This is a genomic window from Aureimonas ureilytica, from assembly GCF_001475935.1.
Lineage (GTDB): Bacteria > Pseudomonadota > Alphaproteobacteria > Rhizobiales > Rhizobiaceae > Aureimonas > Aureimonas ureilytica_A.
Genome location: NZ_LDQA01000052.1, coordinates 46,678 through 61,065, shown reverse-complemented (window position 1 = coordinate 61,065; position 14,388 = coordinate 46,678). Strand labels below are relative to the sequence as shown.

Here is a 14,388-nt window from a genome sequence, read left to right as displayed (position 1 = left end):
CGTCGGATGTGTAGAAGAGACCGCTCATCAGCCGGCGGCACACCGGGTCCTGCCGGACCAGTTGCAGGAGCCTGCGATGAAGCGCCGCCTCGCTCGCCCGCAGACCGGCGCGTGCCGATAAGAGGCTCTCCATCACCGGCTGAAGCTCGGGCTCGTCGACGACGAGGTCACGGATCCGTGTCTCGAACTGCGGCTTGCCGACAAGGCCGACCTTCAGGCCGAAGTTGCGCAGGAGACCGCGAATGTCGTTCTCGATCGCCAAGGCCTTCTCCTGGCAAATCCGTCGGGCCGACAGCAGAGCCCGGCGGCTCTGGCTTGCCGGCGTCTTCACATGAACGGGACGGAACAGATCAACCCGCATCATCTGCGCGATGCCGCGTGCATCGTGGCGATCGCTCTTGTTCACGCGTGCCTTCAGAAAGGCTTTGGCATGACGCGTTTCGATGCAGATGACAGGTAGGCCAACCTGGCCGAGACCGGCATGCAGCCATTGTGACAAGGGGCCAGCTTCCAGCCCGACCCGGTGCAGCGGCCAGCGCGGGTCCTGAAGCACCAGAGCCAGATCGGCCGGGTCGCTCGCCACCTTGCGCTCCAGGCAGACCCGACCCGTCTCGTCCAGAATGCAGACACTCGTCTCTTTTACCGAGACGTCCAAACCCGCATAGTACCGCATGCTGCGCTTCCCTCGCTGATGCCTGTGGCTGGGATCCGATCCAGACCACGTTATCCATCAGCTCGAAGCGCAGCACCTCCACCCGTCACAGCAGCGAAGAACAGGGCGCCAAAGCCGAATACCCCATCTGTTGCGAATAGCGATCTGGGATGCGAGCCTCGGTGCCTAAGGCGGCTACATTCGGGGGCGTGACGCATGAGTTTGGCGTTCAAAGGCCGGCATTTCGCTCCCGACATCATCCTACTGTGCATGCGCTGGTACTGCCGATACGCGCTGAGTTACCGCGACCTCGAGGAGATGATGGCCGAACGCCATCTGTCGGTGGATCACACGACCATATACCGCTGGGTCCAGCACTTCGCGCCCGAGCTGGACCGTCGCGTTCAGTGGTGCAAGCCCCTTCAGACCAAGACCTGGTACGTCGATGAGACCTATGTGAAGGTTCGCGGCGAATGGATGTATCTCTACCGTGCGATCGGCGACGATGGCGAAACGCTCGACTTCTATCTCTCGCAAACCCGTACGACGAAGGCCGCCAAACAGTTTCTCAGCAAGGCATTGAACCGTTCGCCGCACCATCGGCCGTCAGTCATCTCGACCGATAAGAACCGAGCTTACAATGAGGCGATTGCCTCGCTGCGCAAGGAAGGGCGCCTTCCGCCGACCTGCCAGCATCGACAGGTCAAATTCTTGAACAATCGCCTCGAGTCCGACCACGGGAAGCTGAAGCAGCGGATCCGTCCGGTGCGTGGGTTCAAGTCGCGCAAGACGGCGCACAACGCGATCCGAGGGTTCGAGGTCATGCGGATGTTCCGCAAGGGCCAGTTCCGCTCGATGGTCGATAGCTTGGCTGGCGGATCGGAAGCTCGGTACATCGGGCGGCTGTTCCAGGTCTTCATCGCCTGACGAAAGAACAGAACGGGATCATTGCGACCAAATTGGCTATTCGCAACAGACCCCGCAAAGCTCGATCCAGCATTTCCGGTTCGCGGCGAGCGGGCGTCGGACGATCTTGGCATCTACGTCATGGACGTGTTCCTCGATCATGCGATGCGGTTTCGCACCGAAGGTCCGGCAGCCTTTTCGGTGTCGATCTTTCTTTCGGGCAATGGAATGCTGATGCTGGACGGCGGACAGCCCTTGCGGGTGCGTGCTGGAAGCGCAGTCCTGTTCGCCAGCAGGGGCCACGCATCGGGCGAGAACGCCTTCTCGGCCGGACAGAACCTCCTATGCGTCGATTTCCGCTACGCAGCCGATTTCCTCGACCGTCTCGGGGAAAGTCCCTTTGCCAGCGCACGACGAAGGAGCGCGGAAGCCAGCGTCCCGTCGGATGCGATCCTTCTCGGCTTCCGTGCCAGCCCGAACCTTCTCCGGATCGCGGCGGATGTCGTCCGTTGTCCTTTGTCGCCAGGGCTGGCGCGGCGTTTGGCCATGCTGGCACGCGGGATCGACGTTCTGTCCGAACTGACCCTCCTCGTGGAGGCCCCGACGGCGACAAGGCTGGCTCTTCCGGCGCCATCCGACCGAAGGCGGATCGGAGAGGCAAGAACGATCCTCGACGAGGATTATGCGGGCGTTTGGACCATCTCGCGACTTTCGCAGGCCGTGGGCTTGAACCAACGCAAGCTGAAGCGCGGATTTCATGATCTCGTCGGCATGCCGCCGCACGCCTATTTGAAGGAGCAACGCCTTCAGGCTGCCTACAGGATGCTGGAGACCGGGTGGAGCGTCACGGAGACGGCCTCGCGCACCGGCTTCTCCAATCTCAGCCATTTCGCCAAGGCGTTCCGCCACCGCTTCGGCACCGTGCCCAGCACCGTTCGTGCAGGATCAACCTCAGCAAGCTGACGCCGCTATTATCGACGACATCGCGCTGTTTAGAACGGTAGAGGCCTTTGCTCCCACGCTTCCCAAAAACGGCCGTTCATCGGGAAAGCCACGACTGGCGTTCGATATCGGCAGGAACAGAGGGCGAATTTCTCGAAATCTGTTCCCGAATGGTTTTTCCCAAAACGGGCCATCGGGGAGGGAGAAATGGGAAAGCCGGAGCGAGCATCTCGGGGGCTTTCCATCGAAACCGCGGTCGGCCTTCAGGGCCGATCCGTGCTTGCTCCTATCCCTCGACCGTCGTGCTGTGTGAAACGAGATGATCGTGCTGCTCGCGCGCGAGTTTGGCCAGAAGGGTCCGGCTGCATCCCGTCGCACTCATAATCTGGCTCCAGGTCCGACCATCGCGGAGCATCGCCGCGATCGCGGCGTTGCGGGACGTGTTGGCGGGGCGCCCCTTGTAGAGTCCTGCGGCTTTGGCTCGCACCGTGCCTTCGGCCTGGCGCCGACGACGATCTTCGTAATCTTTGCGCGCGACCGCGGCGAGGACGTCGAGCATCATGTTGTTCACGGCCGAAAACATCCGGCTCGTGAACTCGTCTTCCGGTGCTGCGAGGTTCCACGAGGTCGGCAAATCGAGTGCGACGATGCGGACCTCCTTGGCGTCGATCTCTGCCCGCAGCTTCATCCAGTCGGGGGAGGTGAGGCGCGACAGGCGGTCTACCTGTTCGACCAGGAGGACGTCGCCCGGCTCGCAGTCGGCGAGGAGGCGGAAGAGCTCGGGCCGGTGTAGCTTCGCGCCGCTCTCGTTTTCCATGTACCGCGCTGCGATCCGCAAGCCTCGCACGGCCGCGAAGGCGTCGAGCGCTCCTCGAGCGCGCGATGCGTCCTGCTGCGAGGTCTGGGCCCGGAGGTAGGCGCGCACGAACATAGCTCGATCCGTTTTGGATGGTCTCTTAGCGTTCGGTCCTTTTTACGCAGTCAAAGCGCACTTAAAAGACCGGGTTTGGGCCAATCCTCGAAAGGCATACCTAAATTGCACCATGTTATACGACCGGAAGGGGTGGTGAGCGGTCTGTCCGCTTTCAGGAAGAAGGATAGAAGTAGAAGACATCCGCATCTTGAAATTCCACGGAATTTTCCGGCCTGATCCGCTTTCCATAAGTTGGGACGTGCACATGAAAACGTTCAAGGTTGGATTTCGGGAAGGGTGCGTCTTCGATCGGGGCCGCCGAAATTGGTCGAACGACGGGCCGCGACCGATCCAATGGTCCGCTTGGTATCCTACCGTCTCAGAGGCGGTCGAGCAGACCATATCGGTCCCGAAGACTAGCCCCTTCTTCATCATGGGAAGCGTGGCCCTCGACGCGGAGCTTTATTCACTAGGTCGGCGGCTCCCCGTAGTCCTCCTGTCGCATGGTACAGGCGGGACGGCATCGAGCCTCGGTTGGATGGCAGAAGCCTTGGCGCGTATCGGCCATGTCGTGATCGGTGTGAATCACCACGGCAATACGGCCTCCGAGCCTTACAGGGCAGAAGGCTTCCTTTGTTGGTGGGAGCGTCCCCGCGACCTTTCGGTAGCCCTTGATCTGTTGGCAACCGACGGCGTTTTCGCCGATCGCCTCGATACTGATCGCGTCACCTGCGTCGGCTTTTCGCTCGGCGGGTACACCGCTTTGTCCATCCTGGGCGCCATCACTGAAATGCACCGTTTCGGCGAGTGGGCCGCCAAATCGCGCTTTGAAGGAGGACCCCGGGAGTTTCCCGACCTCGCCGACCGTATCGCCCCCCTACTTCGCAACAGCGCCGTTTTCGCGTCCTCATGGGAACTGCAGTCCGAATCCTACTTGGATCGTCGCGTGGCTGCGGCCGTCGCCCTCGCGCCTGCTCCAACCGTGCGAGCCTTCGCGCCTAACAGCCTCGTGGGCATCTCGGTCCCTGTCACCCTAATGGCGGGGGAGGCAGATCTGGAAGCGCCGATGGATGCGTGTGCTCGCTGGCTGCATGAGCGACTGCCGAATAGCCAGCTTCACTCTCTAGGTCGCGACGTGGGGCACTATACGCTGTTATCCATCGGAACCGAGAATGGGCGCGATCTGGAGCCGGACATCTGCATCGATGCGCCTGGCATCGATCGACAAGAAGTGCATCGACAGGCGATTGAGATAGCGCTGAAAGCCGTCAGATCGGATTCGCCTCCAAATCTGAACGTCCGCTCCTGAGGACGGCGGATGCTAGCTCAAGGGTCAGCTTTGGGTCGAAAGCGGATGGACCGCTTGCGGGCGTCTGCTTCTCTGCCGCCATAGACCGGACAGGGTGGAAAGCTGCTAGGTAGTTTCCGAGAAAGATGCTTGCAAATGCGGCCCTTCCTCGACCGGCCAGATCCACGTAGGTTCTGTGCGACGGACTGTATCAGGAGCGGCAATGCGGGAAGCCCAGGACATATTGGCCTGCGAGGAGAAGCTTCGGACGGCGATGATCGCCGGGGACGTCGAGACGTTGTCAGAATTGATCGATGACGATCTCGTCTTCACGGGTCCGATAGGAAACGTGATGACCAAGGAAGAGGATTTGGAGGCCCACCGCAGCCGGGTCTTATGCATCCAGCGTCTTGATCTTTTCGAGACTGCCTTTCATCCTCTGCACGGATTCATCGTCGTAACGACCAAGGCAAGGCTCGAAGCGATGTACGACCAGAATCCGGTGTCCGGCACATTTGCCTACACTCGGATCTGGCACCAAGACGAACACGGATGGCGCATTTCGGCAGGTCATTGTTCTAGGATCGGAGACCTCTAAGCGACGTTGTCGGACGTCCGCTTTGGATTGTCAGCGACAAGTGACTGGCGGTCGCGAATGGGTCGCAAGCGGCTGGCCCACAACCCGTTCAGCCGATGACGCCGCCACCGTCCACCCGCACGGTGGAGCCCGTGGCAAACGGCGTCGTCAACACTGACGTGCCTCCAAAAAATCGGATCGTTTTGAGCTGGAATTTTCCACTTATGGTCCCGGAGCCGGGACGAGGAGAATTCCATGAAGAAGTCGAAGTTCACCGAGGCGCAGATCGCGTTCGTCCTGAAGCAGGCCGACGAGGGAACGGCGGTCGCTGAGGTCTGCCGAAAGGCGGGAATCTCGGAGGCGACGTTCTACAACTGGCGCAAGCGGTACGGGGGGATGATGCCGTCCGAGGTGAGGAAGCTGCGCCAGATCGAGGAGGAGAACGCGAAGCTGAAGCGGCTTGTCGCGGACCTGTCGTTGGACAAGGCCATGCTGCAGGACGTTCTGTCAAAAAAGCTCTGAGGCCTGCTCGCCGGCGCCAGTTGGTGGACGAGGTTCGAGCGTCCTGGAAGGTGTCGATCAGACGGGCTTGCTCGGCCCTGAAGGTCGGACGCTCGCTCACCACCCACAAGTCCCGTCGCGGCGATCAGGCCGATCTGAAGACCCGGACCCAGGAGATCACCCGGACGCGGGTCCGCTACGGATATCCCCTTGGCCGGCAGGCGATTGCTTGCAATCGCCGAGAGGCGGCGTGTCCATGTCTTGCTTCGGCGGGAGGGATGGGCTGTGAACCCGAAGCGGATCTATCGTCTTTACAAAGAGATGCACCTGCAGCTCAGGAACACTGAGGCAAACCAGCCATCGATCCAGTGAATTGATGGCCCGTCGAAGGCCGAAGCGTCGCGTGAAGGCCAAGCTGCGGGACGACCGGACGGCGGCGACCCATGTGAACCAGACATGGGCGACAAGACTTCGTTCACGACCAGCTCGCAACGGGCCGCAAGCTGCGTATCCTGACGGTCGTCGACACGTTCTCGCGGTTCTCACCGGCGATCGATCCGCGCTTCAGCTACCGTGGCGAAGACGTGGTCGGGGCGCTGGAGCGCATCTGCAGCGAGGTCGGCTACCCCCAGGCCATCCGGGTCGACCAGGGATCGGAGTTCATCTCGCGAGACCTCGACCTTTGGGCCTACCAGAAGGACGTCGTCTTCGACTTCTCGCGGCCTGGCAAGCCCACCGACAACGCATTTATCGAAAGCTTCAACGGCAAGTTCCGAGCCGAGTGCCTGAACACCCACTGGTTCATGAGCCTTGACGACGCGAAGGCCAAGATGGAGGCTTGGCGTAGAGACTACAGCGAAGTCCGCCCTCACAGCGCGATCGGCCACAAGACCCCGATCGAGCTGATGAAACGCTCGGACGGAGGCCCGCCCGCCTGAGCAATCACCCCCGGAAATCCTCCAGCCCGACGGTCCAAAGTCGGGGCGCACGTCAATCGGTGCCGGCTTCGACACGCGGATAGGCAACCACACGTTCCGGGCCACCGGCATTACGGTCTACCTGAAAAATGGAGTACGCTGGAAAGGGCTGCTGCCGTGGCGAACCATTTCAGCACTCGCACGACGCAACTCTATGACCGTCGGTCGGATGCGGTGATACTCGATGAGGTCAAGTGCGTTCTGATATGATTATCATTCTTTATTTGAATAAAATATATATCTGAATGCCGTATTATGTTTGTATATCGCCTCTCTATACATCATAAACCATAGGTTATAAATTCTATGAACACGAAGTTCCTTGAAACTTTGATATGGGTTTCTCGGTTGCGCAGCTTCTCCAATGCGGCAGAGAAGCTTTGCACGACCCAGGCGGCGATCTCCAATCGCATTGCTACCTTGGAGCGCGATCTGGGCGTGCAGTTGTTTGAGCGGGATCTACGCAGCGTCAGTCTGACGCCGGCAGGCGAACGTGCTCTCTCCTACGCCGAAGCCATCGTCCGCCTGACCGCCGAGCTCAAGCTCGGGCTCCTCGATCGACATACCGTGCGCGGACGCGTTTCCGTCGGTACGATCGACTCGATCGTCTACGCGTGGCTGCCCGCGTTCCTGGAAACGGTGAAGTCAACCTATCCAGATGTGAACGTCGATCTCACCGTCGACACCAGCTTGAACATATCGCGCATGATGCTGAACGGTGAAGTCGATTTGGCATTGATTGCAGGGCCGGTGCTATCGCAGGGATACCGCAATCTCGATTTGTGCAGCTACGATTGCGTATGGGTGGCCGCGCCGCGTCTCCAGATCCACACACGCCAGATGGCGCTCGTGGATCTGATCGCCCATCCGATCTTCGCTTTTTCGCGTGGGTCTCAGCCGCATCAAAGGGTGCTGCACATGATCGAGGAGGTCGGACTTGATCCGCAGTTGGCGCGTATCCTTACCTCGAACTCCCTTGCGACGATCACGCGGATGGTGCGTGAAGGCATGGGGGTCGCCCTTTTGCCGGACGTCGTGGTTCAGGAGATGATCGAGAACGAGGAACTGGTCACGCTCGATGTTCACGGCCCCGTACCACGTCTTCATTTTCACGCAGTGTATCGCGAGGATCCCGGCAACCTACTCCCGACTCTATTGGCTCAGATGGCCGTCGACAGCGCTGCGAAGACCCAGACTCTGGGTTATCCCGCGATGCACAATGTGTAGGCTTTCGGATCAATTGATGATCGCATAAGCAATTGTTATCAGGAAAGATAGAAATTTCTCGTTTGCTGACATAATCATCGTTTGCTCTCCTGTGCTCGACCGACAGGGGGCTGAGCATGAGAGTGTCACTGATCCAGATGAACTCGCAGGGCGACAAGGCGGCCAACATGGCTGCAGCGAGCGCCTTTGTGGAAAATGCGGTCAGGACGGACAAGCCGGACCTTGTTGTCCTTCCGGAATACTGGAACTTCCTCGGCGCCACGCCGGTCGCCATGCAGGCCGCGGCGGAAACAATTCCCGATGGCGAATCCTATCGTCTGATGGCGGACCTCGCTCGTCGCCTCAAGGTGGCGATCCATGGTGGGAGCATAGCGGAAAAGGACGGTAACGCCTTTTACAACACCACCATCGTCTTCGGACCCGACGGGGGTGAACTCGCGCGCTACCGCAAGATTCATCTTTTCGACGTGGAAACGGCCGACGGCATCGTCTACCGCGAGTCCGATAGCGTCGCACGCGGCGAGGAGGTTGTGACCTACCAACTCGGTGGCGTCACGATGGGCTGCGCCATCTGCTACGACATCCGCTTCCCCGAACTCTTCCGCAAGCTGCGGGACAGGGGGGCCGACGTGATTGTCCTGCCCGCCGCTTTCACGCTGATGACGGGCAAGGACCATTGGGAAGTCCTGGCGCGGGCCCGCGCCATCGAGACGCAAACCTGGATGCTGGCCGTCGGCCAGACCGGGACGCATGCCGGTGGCCAAAAATGGTGCTGGGGCCACTCCATGGCAATCGATCCCTGGGGGCATGTCGCTGCGCAGTGCTCGGACGGCGTCGGCTTCACAAGCGCCCGGCTGGACCTTGCCTACGCCGCCAAGGTCCGTGCCGATATTCCCGTTGCAACCCATCACGTCCTCGACTGACCGGAGTTCGCCATGTTCATCGTACGCCCTATGCCGGAGCAGATCGCGCCAGGCCTCGTGGCTGAGCTCGAGAAGTGCGAGGTCGCCACCATCGGCCACGTTCTTCATTCCGGTTTCGTGGATCCGGAAATTCGAGCGGTTTTGCCGAACGCCCGCGTTGCCGGCACGGCCGTGACGCTGCGGATCCCGCATGCCGACTCGACCCTCCTGCATTACCTGACCGCCCACGTGCGCCCCGGCGACATCGTCGTGATCGAGCGCTGCGGCGACGAGCGCCACGCCTGCTGGGGCGGGGTCATCACCAACGCCATGAAGCTCGCCGGCGTAAAGGCCGGCGTGATCGACGGGCCCGCCACCGACTTCTCCGAAATCCGCCGCGTCGAGATGCCGATGTGGTGCCGTGGCCCGTCGCCGATCACCACCAAGCTCTTGGGGCTAGAAGGCGCGATCAACGTGCCGGTCAATGTCGGAGGCCAGACGGTGTCGCCCGGCGATGCGGTCCTGTGCGACGAGAGCGGCGTCGTGGTCCTCGCGCCCGCAGACGCGCCCACCATCGCCGCGCGCGCCATCGCGATGCAGGAGGCCGAACTCGAACTCCTGGCCCGCCTCGCGGCCGGCGAGAAGCTACCCGACATCTCCGGCGCGCGCGCCATGGTCGAAGGCAAGCTGCAGACGGCCTGACCTTTCCTTAGCCTCTCTCCCCGATCCGCCGGCACGGCGGCCCACCTCGTTCGTCAAAGGGAAATGTCGACATGAAAGCTGCGCTGAAGTCCGGGTCTCTGGGCCTGATGATGAGCCTCCTGGCGGCCGGAACGGCCATGGCCGAGACGAACATCACGGTGATGGCCTATTCCGGGCTCTTCCAGGAGCGCTACACCAAGGCGGTGATCGAGCCGTTCATGGCGGCTCACCCGGACATCAAGGTCACCTACTTCCCGCTGCCGACCTCGGCCGCCATGCTCGGGAACCTGCGCGCGCAGCGTGCCGCGCCGCAGGCCGACGTCGTGATCATGGACGTTTCCGTCTCCAAAGCCGGCACCGACGAAGGGGTGTTCACCAAGATCGACACCAGCAACGTTCCTAACGTCGCCGACCTCTATCCCGACGCGCGCATTCCCGACATCGCCGGCGTGGCTGTGACTTTTGATAACCTCGTTCTCCTCTACAACGCCGAGCAGGTCCCCCAGACTCCCTCCTCATGGATGGACATGGCCAAGCCCGAATATCGTGGCAAGGTCGTGATCCCCGGCGTGCCGGACATCCAGGGCCTCGGCTTGCTTCTTATCCTCAACAAGGCGCGCGGCGGCACGAACTACCTCGATAACGTGGACAAGGGCCTGGAGGCCGTCGCGGAGATCGCGCCGAACGTCCAGACCTGGGAGCCCAAGCCCGAGGTCTACGCGCCGGTCGTGACCGGCCAGGCGGCGCTCGGCGTCGGCTACAACGCGCGGGCCCAGGTCAACAGCGAATTGTCGGGCGGTCGCATCAAGGCGACGATCCCGAAGGAAGGCACGATCTTCCAGATCAACACGATCAACCTCGTCGCCGATGCCCCGCAGACGGCGGCGGCGGCAACCTTCGTCAATTACGCCCTGTCGCCCGAGGCGCAGAAGAGCTTCACCGAGACGATGTTCTACGCGCCGACCAACAGCAAGGCGCAGGTCTCGCAGGAGGCGATGGCGCGCACGGCCGTGAACAGTCTCGACAAGGTCATGAAGGTCGACTGGATCGCCCTGGCCAAGGTGCGCGACAAGATCGCCAACGAGTGGCGTCGACGCGTCCTCCCGGCGAGCCGCTGAGGAGCGGGGGAGATGACGAGCTCGGAACCTTCGAGGACCGCAGCCGCCCCGCAAGGGGCGGGATATCTGTCCCTGCGCCGCCTGACCCGGCGGTACGAACGCTTCACTGCGGTGGATGACCTCGACCTCGACGTCGCCAAGGGAGAGCTCGTTGCCTTTCTCGGGCCGTCCGGCTGCGGCAAGACGACGTCGCTGCGCATGATCGCGGGGCTGGTCCCCGCCTCGTCGGGGCGCATCAGCGTGGACGGGCGCGATCTCACCGACGTTCCCCCCCATCGCCGCGACATGGGGCTGGTCTTCCAGTCCTATGCGCTCTTCCCTCACATGGACATCGCCGCCAACGTCGCGTTCGGCCTCGAGATGCGCAAGGTGGCGAAAGCGGATGCGGCCGCCCGCGTGGCGGAGGCCATCGCGATGGTGCGCCTGACCGGCCGCGAGCGGCACCGCCCGGCGCAGCTCTCGGGCGGCCAGCAGCAGCGCGTGGCGCTGGCGCGTGCGCTGGTGATCCGCCCCTCGATCCTGCTTCTCGACGAGCCGCTGTCGAACCTCGACGCCAAGCTGCGCGACGAGATGCGCAACGAGATTCGCGACATCCAGAAGAAGCTCGGCATCACCGCCATCTTCGTCACGCACGATCAGGTCGAAGCGCTCACGATCTGCGACAAGGTCGTGGTGATGAACCAGGGGCGGCTGGAGCAGATCGGGACACCGCACGAAATCTACGAACAGCCGCGCAGCGCCTTCGTAGCCGGCTTCGTCGGGCGCATCAACCGACTTTCCGGGCGGGCGTCCGGTGGGCTGGCTCAGACGGCGGGTATAAATATCTCCGCGCCGGGACTGTCGGGCGAGGTCGATGTCATGGTGCGCCCGCACCGTATCGCGGTCTCCACCACGGCCTTGCCGCCGTCGGACGACGCCTCCTATCGCGTGTCCGGCACCATCATGCGGTCTACCTTCGCCGGAGACCTCCTGGAGTATGAGGTGTCGGTGGGCGGTTCCTCCGTCCGGGCCGAGACCGTCTCCCGCAGCGGGGAAGCGCTTCTGCCGCCTGGCACGCCCGTCACCCTGTCCTGGGATCGTCGGGATACGCTTGTCTACGGTGCGGCATGAGCACGCTTGCCCTCCAGAGCCCGGTAACCGAGCCGCGTCGCCTCACCCCCTCGGGCCTGGTGGCGCTCCTTCTCCTACCCATCGCGCTGGTCAATTCGGTCGGGTTCCTCTGGCCGGTGGTCAACCTTCTACGCATGTCGTTTCAGGAGGCGCAGGCTTCGGGCGCGCTCGGCGCGGGCTTCACGCTCGACACTTGGCGCGAAACGCTGGGTGACTGGTTCACCCTCGAACTGATCGCCAACAGCGTGGGCGTCAGCCTGCTCATTACGGTCCTGACCCTGATCGCGTCCTATCCGATCGCGCTCTATCTCCATCGCTCCCGTGGGCTCATGCGCACGGTATTGATGGTCCTGGTGGTGGCGCCGCTCCTGACCTCGGCCGTGGTGCGCACCTATGGCTGGATCGCCATCCTGTCGGATCGCGGCCTGATCGCGAACGCGCTGATGGCGCTTGGCGTCTCGGCGCCGCCGTCCTTGATGTTCAACCTGACGGGCGTCGTCATCGGCCTGACCGAAATCCTGATGCCCTATATGATCCTTGCACTTCTGTCGGGTTTCGGCAGGCTCGACCCGCGTCTCGAAGAAGCCGCTCGGACTCTCGGTGCCAACCCGTTTCAGACCTTCCGCCGTGTGGTCCTGCCGCTGACGGCGCCCGGCATCGCGCTGGGCTCGCTCCTGTGCTTTGTGCTGGCGATCTCCTCCTTCGTGACGCCCAAGCTCCTGGGCGGCGGGCGCGTGTTTCTCCTGGCCACGGAAGTCTACGACCAGGCCATTGTCACCTTGAACTGGCCGCTGGCCGCAGCTCTGTCGATGATCGTGCTCATCGTGTTCGGCCTGTCCCTTGCCCTCTACGGCCGCGTCCTGCGGCTGGTCGCCTGAGGAGGTCCTTATGGAGGAAGCACCGATCTCGCCTGCGCTGAAGGTCGCCGCCGGCCTGATGTTCCTGTTCCTTCTGGCGCCGCTCCTCGTGGTCGTGCCGATTTCGTTCAGCGGCGACAACTTCATGACCTTCCCGCCGTCGAGCCTGAGCTTCAAGTGGTATGCGGCGATCTTCTCCGACGCGAGCATGACCCGCGCCTTCACCATGAGCCTTCTCCTGGCACTGGTGGTCACCGCGATCTCGTTGGTCGTCGGCTTGGCGTGCGCCTATGCGTTGGTCCGTCTGCGTCCACCTGGCGCAGATGCGCTCGCCAGCCTGTTCGCCGCCCCTCTGCTGCTTCCCGCCATAGTGCTGGGTCTGGCCATGCTGCTCGTGCTGGCCCCGATGGGTCTGCTCGGCACCTTCCAAGGTCTGGTCGCCGCCCATCTCGTGATCACGCTGCCCTATGCGGTGCGCGTCCTGTCCACGGCCCTGTCCAACCTGCCGCCCGCCGTTGAGGAGGCCGCCAGCACGCTGGGTGCTAGCCCATTGATCGTGTTCCGGCGCATTACGCTGCCGATGATGCGATCGGGCCTCGTTTCGGCTTCGGCCCTCTGCTTCCTGGTGTCGTTCGACGAGGTGGTGTTGTCCCTGTTCATGACCGGGCCGCGCCTCCAGACCTTGCCGGTGGCCATGTACAACCATGTCGATCAGCAGGCCGATCCGCTCGCCGCCGCGATCTCGGTGCTCCTGGTGGTGATGACCCTTGTCGTGGTGGTGATCGTGGACCGCAGCATCGGCCTCACCAAAACCTTCGTGAAATGACCGGGGCTGCCGTCCGTCCGCTCCGCTGACGACGACATCCTCCTCAAACCTTCATTGGCCTGCCGACCGGCGCACCGCGCCGGACCGGAGAAGGCTTGCCGCAATCGGGAGATCCCATGACCTCGTCGCTCGACCCGTTCGCCTTCTGGCTGACCGCGCCCGTCTTTCCCCATGTCGAAATCGCCCGCGACGCCGGCTTCACCGCCGTGGTGCTCGACATCGAGCACGGAACCTTCAATCTCGACGACCTCGACCGGGTCATTCCGTTCTGCCGGGCCTTGGGAATGCGGGTCTATGCCAAGGTTCTCGGTCCTCTGACCGAGCCGATCCAGCAGGCCCTCGACTTCGGCGCCGATGCCGTCATCATCCCTCATATCGCAGACGTCGCCCACGCCCGCGACGTCACCGCGTCCGCCAAGTACCCACCACTCGGGCGCCGCTCCTATGCCGGCGGGCGCACCGTGGGCTACGGGCCTGCGCCCGACAACTATGCCTCCAGCGAGAACGCGCGCACCCGGTGCTGGCCGATGATCGAGAGCCGCGAGGCGCTGGCCGATGTCGAAAAGATCGCGATGCTGCCGACCGTCGACGGTCTCTTCGCCGGGCCGACTGACCTGTCCATGGCGGCCGGCAACGAGCGCTACGTCTTCTCCGACGAGGACAAGGCGGACATTGCCCGCATCGCGACCGCGGCCAAGGCCGCCGGCAAGCCTTGGGTCATGCCGTGCTGGACGGCCCCGGAGCGGGCCTTCGCGAAGGCGCACGGCGTTTCCACCACTGTTGTCGGCGCGCAGTTCTACATGGTGCGCGCCGCCTTCGCCGCGCTCAAGGACGGTCTGGCCGCTGAAGGCCTCGTCTAAGTCCCGTCCCTTTCAGCATCGGACCATCCC

General features: G+C 62.8%; 14 protein-coding genes and 1 pseudogene. 13 read left to right on the top strand and 2 right to left on the bottom strand.

Going from position 1 to position 14,388, the window contains the following annotated elements; genetic code table 11:
• Nucleotides 1-673 (bottom strand): IS110 family transposase (locus tag NS365_RS18320; protein ID WP_153003844.1); only part of this gene is annotated, 673 nt, incomplete at its 3' end.
• 195 nt (nt 674-868) lie between these two features.
• On the opposite strand from NS365_RS18320, the gene NS365_RS18315 reads away from it, so the two are divergent.
• A complete protein-coding gene (locus NS365_RS18315) occupies nt 869-1,579 on the top strand; it encodes an IS6 family transposase (RefSeq protein ID WP_058601740.1) in 711 nt (236 codons plus the stop codon).
• A gap of 120 nt (nt 1,580-1,699) precedes the next feature.
• The gene (locus NS365_RS18310) at nt 1,700-2,521 is read left to right on the top strand and encodes a helix-turn-helix transcriptional regulator (protein WP_058601739.1); all 822 of its coding nucleotides are present in this window, start codon (nt 1,700-1,702) and stop codon (nt 2,519-2,521) included.
• 265 nt (nt 2,522-2,786) lie between these two features.
• Here NS365_RS18310 and NS365_RS18305 read toward each other — a convergent pair whose 3' ends face one another.
• Entirely contained in the window at nt 2,787-3,431 is a 645-nt protein-coding gene (locus NS365_RS18305; RefSeq protein ID WP_058601738.1) for a recombinase family protein, read from the bottom strand.
• Nucleotides 3,432-3,678: 247 nt separating this feature from the next.
• Here NS365_RS18305 and NS365_RS18300 point away from each other — a divergent pair, with 247 nt between their 5' ends.
• The 11 genes and pseudogenes from NS365_RS18300 (at nt 3,679) to NS365_RS18245 (ending at nt 14,358) form a co-directional block, all read left to right on the top strand.
• The gene (locus NS365_RS18300) at nt 3,679-4,722 is read left to right on the top strand and encodes an alpha/beta hydrolase family protein (RefSeq protein WP_153003843.1); all 1,044 of its coding nucleotides are present in this window, start codon (nt 3,679-3,681) and stop codon (nt 4,720-4,722) included.
• A gap of 202 nt (nt 4,723-4,924) precedes the next feature.
• A complete protein-coding gene (locus NS365_RS18295) occupies nt 4,925-5,299 on the top strand; it encodes a nuclear transport factor 2 family protein (RefSeq protein ID WP_058601736.1) in 375 nt (124 codons plus the stop codon).
• A gap of 234 nt (nt 5,300-5,533) precedes the next feature.
• Nucleotides 5,534-6,717, top strand: a pseudogene (locus NS365_RS18285) (IS3 family transposase).
• A gap of 345 nt (nt 6,718-7,062) precedes the next feature.
• Nucleotides 7,063-7,983: a LysR family transcriptional regulator gene (locus tag NS365_RS18280; RefSeq protein ID WP_082684707.1), complete on the top strand. Its 921-nt coding sequence runs from the start codon at nt 7,063-7,065 to the stop codon at nt 7,981-7,983.
• Between the two features lie 116 nt (nt 7,984-8,099).
• Nucleotides 8,100-8,906 (top strand): carbon-nitrogen hydrolase family protein, encoded by an 807-nt coding sequence (locus NS365_RS18275; RefSeq protein ID WP_082675516.1) that lies wholly within the window; start codon nt 8,100-8,102, stop codon nt 8,904-8,906.
• A gap of 12 nt (nt 8,907-8,918) precedes the next feature.
• The gene (locus NS365_RS18270) at nt 8,919-9,587 is read left to right on the top strand and encodes an RraA family protein (protein WP_058601732.1); all 669 of its coding nucleotides are present in this window, start codon (nt 8,919-8,921) and stop codon (nt 9,585-9,587) included.
• 71 nt (nt 9,588-9,658) lie between these two features.
• Nucleotides 9,659-10,705 carry an ABC transporter substrate-binding protein gene (locus NS365_RS18265; RefSeq protein WP_058601731.1) on the top strand — a complete coding sequence of 349 codons (1,047 nt, stop codon included), beginning with the start codon at nt 9,659-9,661 and terminating at the stop codon, nt 10,703-10,705.
• Nucleotides 10,706-10,717: 12 nt separating this feature from the next.
• On the top strand, nt 10,718-11,815 hold the full coding sequence (locus tag NS365_RS18260; protein ID WP_058601730.1) for an ABC transporter ATP-binding protein: 1,098 nt from the start codon (nt 10,718-10,720) through the stop codon (nt 11,813-11,815).
• Nucleotides 11,812-12,693, top strand: a complete 882-nt coding sequence (locus tag NS365_RS18255) for an ABC transporter permease (RefSeq protein WP_058601729.1) — start codon at nt 11,812-11,814, stop codon at nt 12,691-12,693. The genes NS365_RS18260 and NS365_RS18255 overlap by 4 nt, the downstream gene beginning before the upstream one ends.
• 10 nt (nt 12,694-12,703) lie before the next feature.
• Nucleotides 12,704-13,498, top strand: a complete 795-nt coding sequence (locus NS365_RS18250) for an ABC transporter permease (RefSeq protein ID WP_058601728.1) — start codon at nt 12,704-12,706, stop codon at nt 13,496-13,498.
• Between the two features lie 116 nt (nt 13,499-13,614).
• Nucleotides 13,615-14,358, top strand: coding sequence for an HpcH/HpaI aldolase family protein (locus NS365_RS18245; RefSeq protein ID WP_058601727.1), 744 nt, complete (start codon nt 13,615-13,617; stop codon nt 14,356-14,358).
• Nucleotides 14,359-14,388: the final 30 nt, after the last annotated feature.

Bases quoted from the DNA above. Each gene is read 5' to 3' on its own strand.
- NS365_RS18275 (WP_082675516.1), top strand. From the start codon at position 8,100: ATGAGAGTGTCACTGATCCAGATGAACTCGCAGGGCGACAAGGCGGCC.
- NS365_RS18305 (WP_058601738.1), bottom strand. From the start codon at position 3,431: ATGTTCGTGCGCGCCTACCTCCGGGCCCAGACCTCGCAGCAGGACGCA.
- NS365_RS18280 (WP_082684707.1), top strand. From the start codon at position 7,063: ATGAACACGAAGTTCCTTGAAACTTTGATATGGGTTTCTCGGTTGCGC.
- NS365_RS18300 (WP_153003843.1), top strand. From the start codon at position 3,679: ATGAAAACGTTCAAGGTTGGATTTCGGGAAGGGTGCGTCTTCGATCGG.
- NS365_RS18260 (WP_058601730.1), top strand. From the start codon at position 10,718: ATGACGAGCTCGGAACCTTCGAGGACCGCAGCCGCCCCGCAAGGGGCG.
- NS365_RS18310 (WP_058601739.1), top strand. From the start codon at position 1,700: ATGGACGTGTTCCTCGATCATGCGATGCGGTTTCGCACCGAAGGTCCG.
- NS365_RS18315 (WP_058601740.1), top strand. From the start codon at position 869: ATGAGTTTGGCGTTCAAAGGCCGGCATTTCGCTCCCGACATCATCCTA.
- NS365_RS18245 (WP_058601727.1), top strand. From the start codon at position 13,615: ATGACCTCGTCGCTCGACCCGTTCGCCTTCTGGCTGACCGCGCCCGTC.
- NS365_RS18295 (WP_058601736.1), top strand. From the start codon at position 4,925: ATGCGGGAAGCCCAGGACATATTGGCCTGCGAGGAGAAGCTTCGGACG.
- NS365_RS18250 (WP_058601728.1), top strand. From the start codon at position 12,704: ATGGAGGAAGCACCGATCTCGCCTGCGCTGAAGGTCGCCGCCGGCCTG.
- NS365_RS18270 (WP_058601732.1), top strand. From the start codon at position 8,919: ATGTTCATCGTACGCCCTATGCCGGAGCAGATCGCGCCAGGCCTCGTG.
- NS365_RS18265 (WP_058601731.1), top strand. From the start codon at position 9,659: ATGAAAGCTGCGCTGAAGTCCGGGTCTCTGGGCCTGATGATGAGCCTC.
- NS365_RS18255 (WP_058601729.1), top strand. From the start codon at position 11,812: ATGAGCACGCTTGCCCTCCAGAGCCCGGTAACCGAGCCGCGTCGCCTC.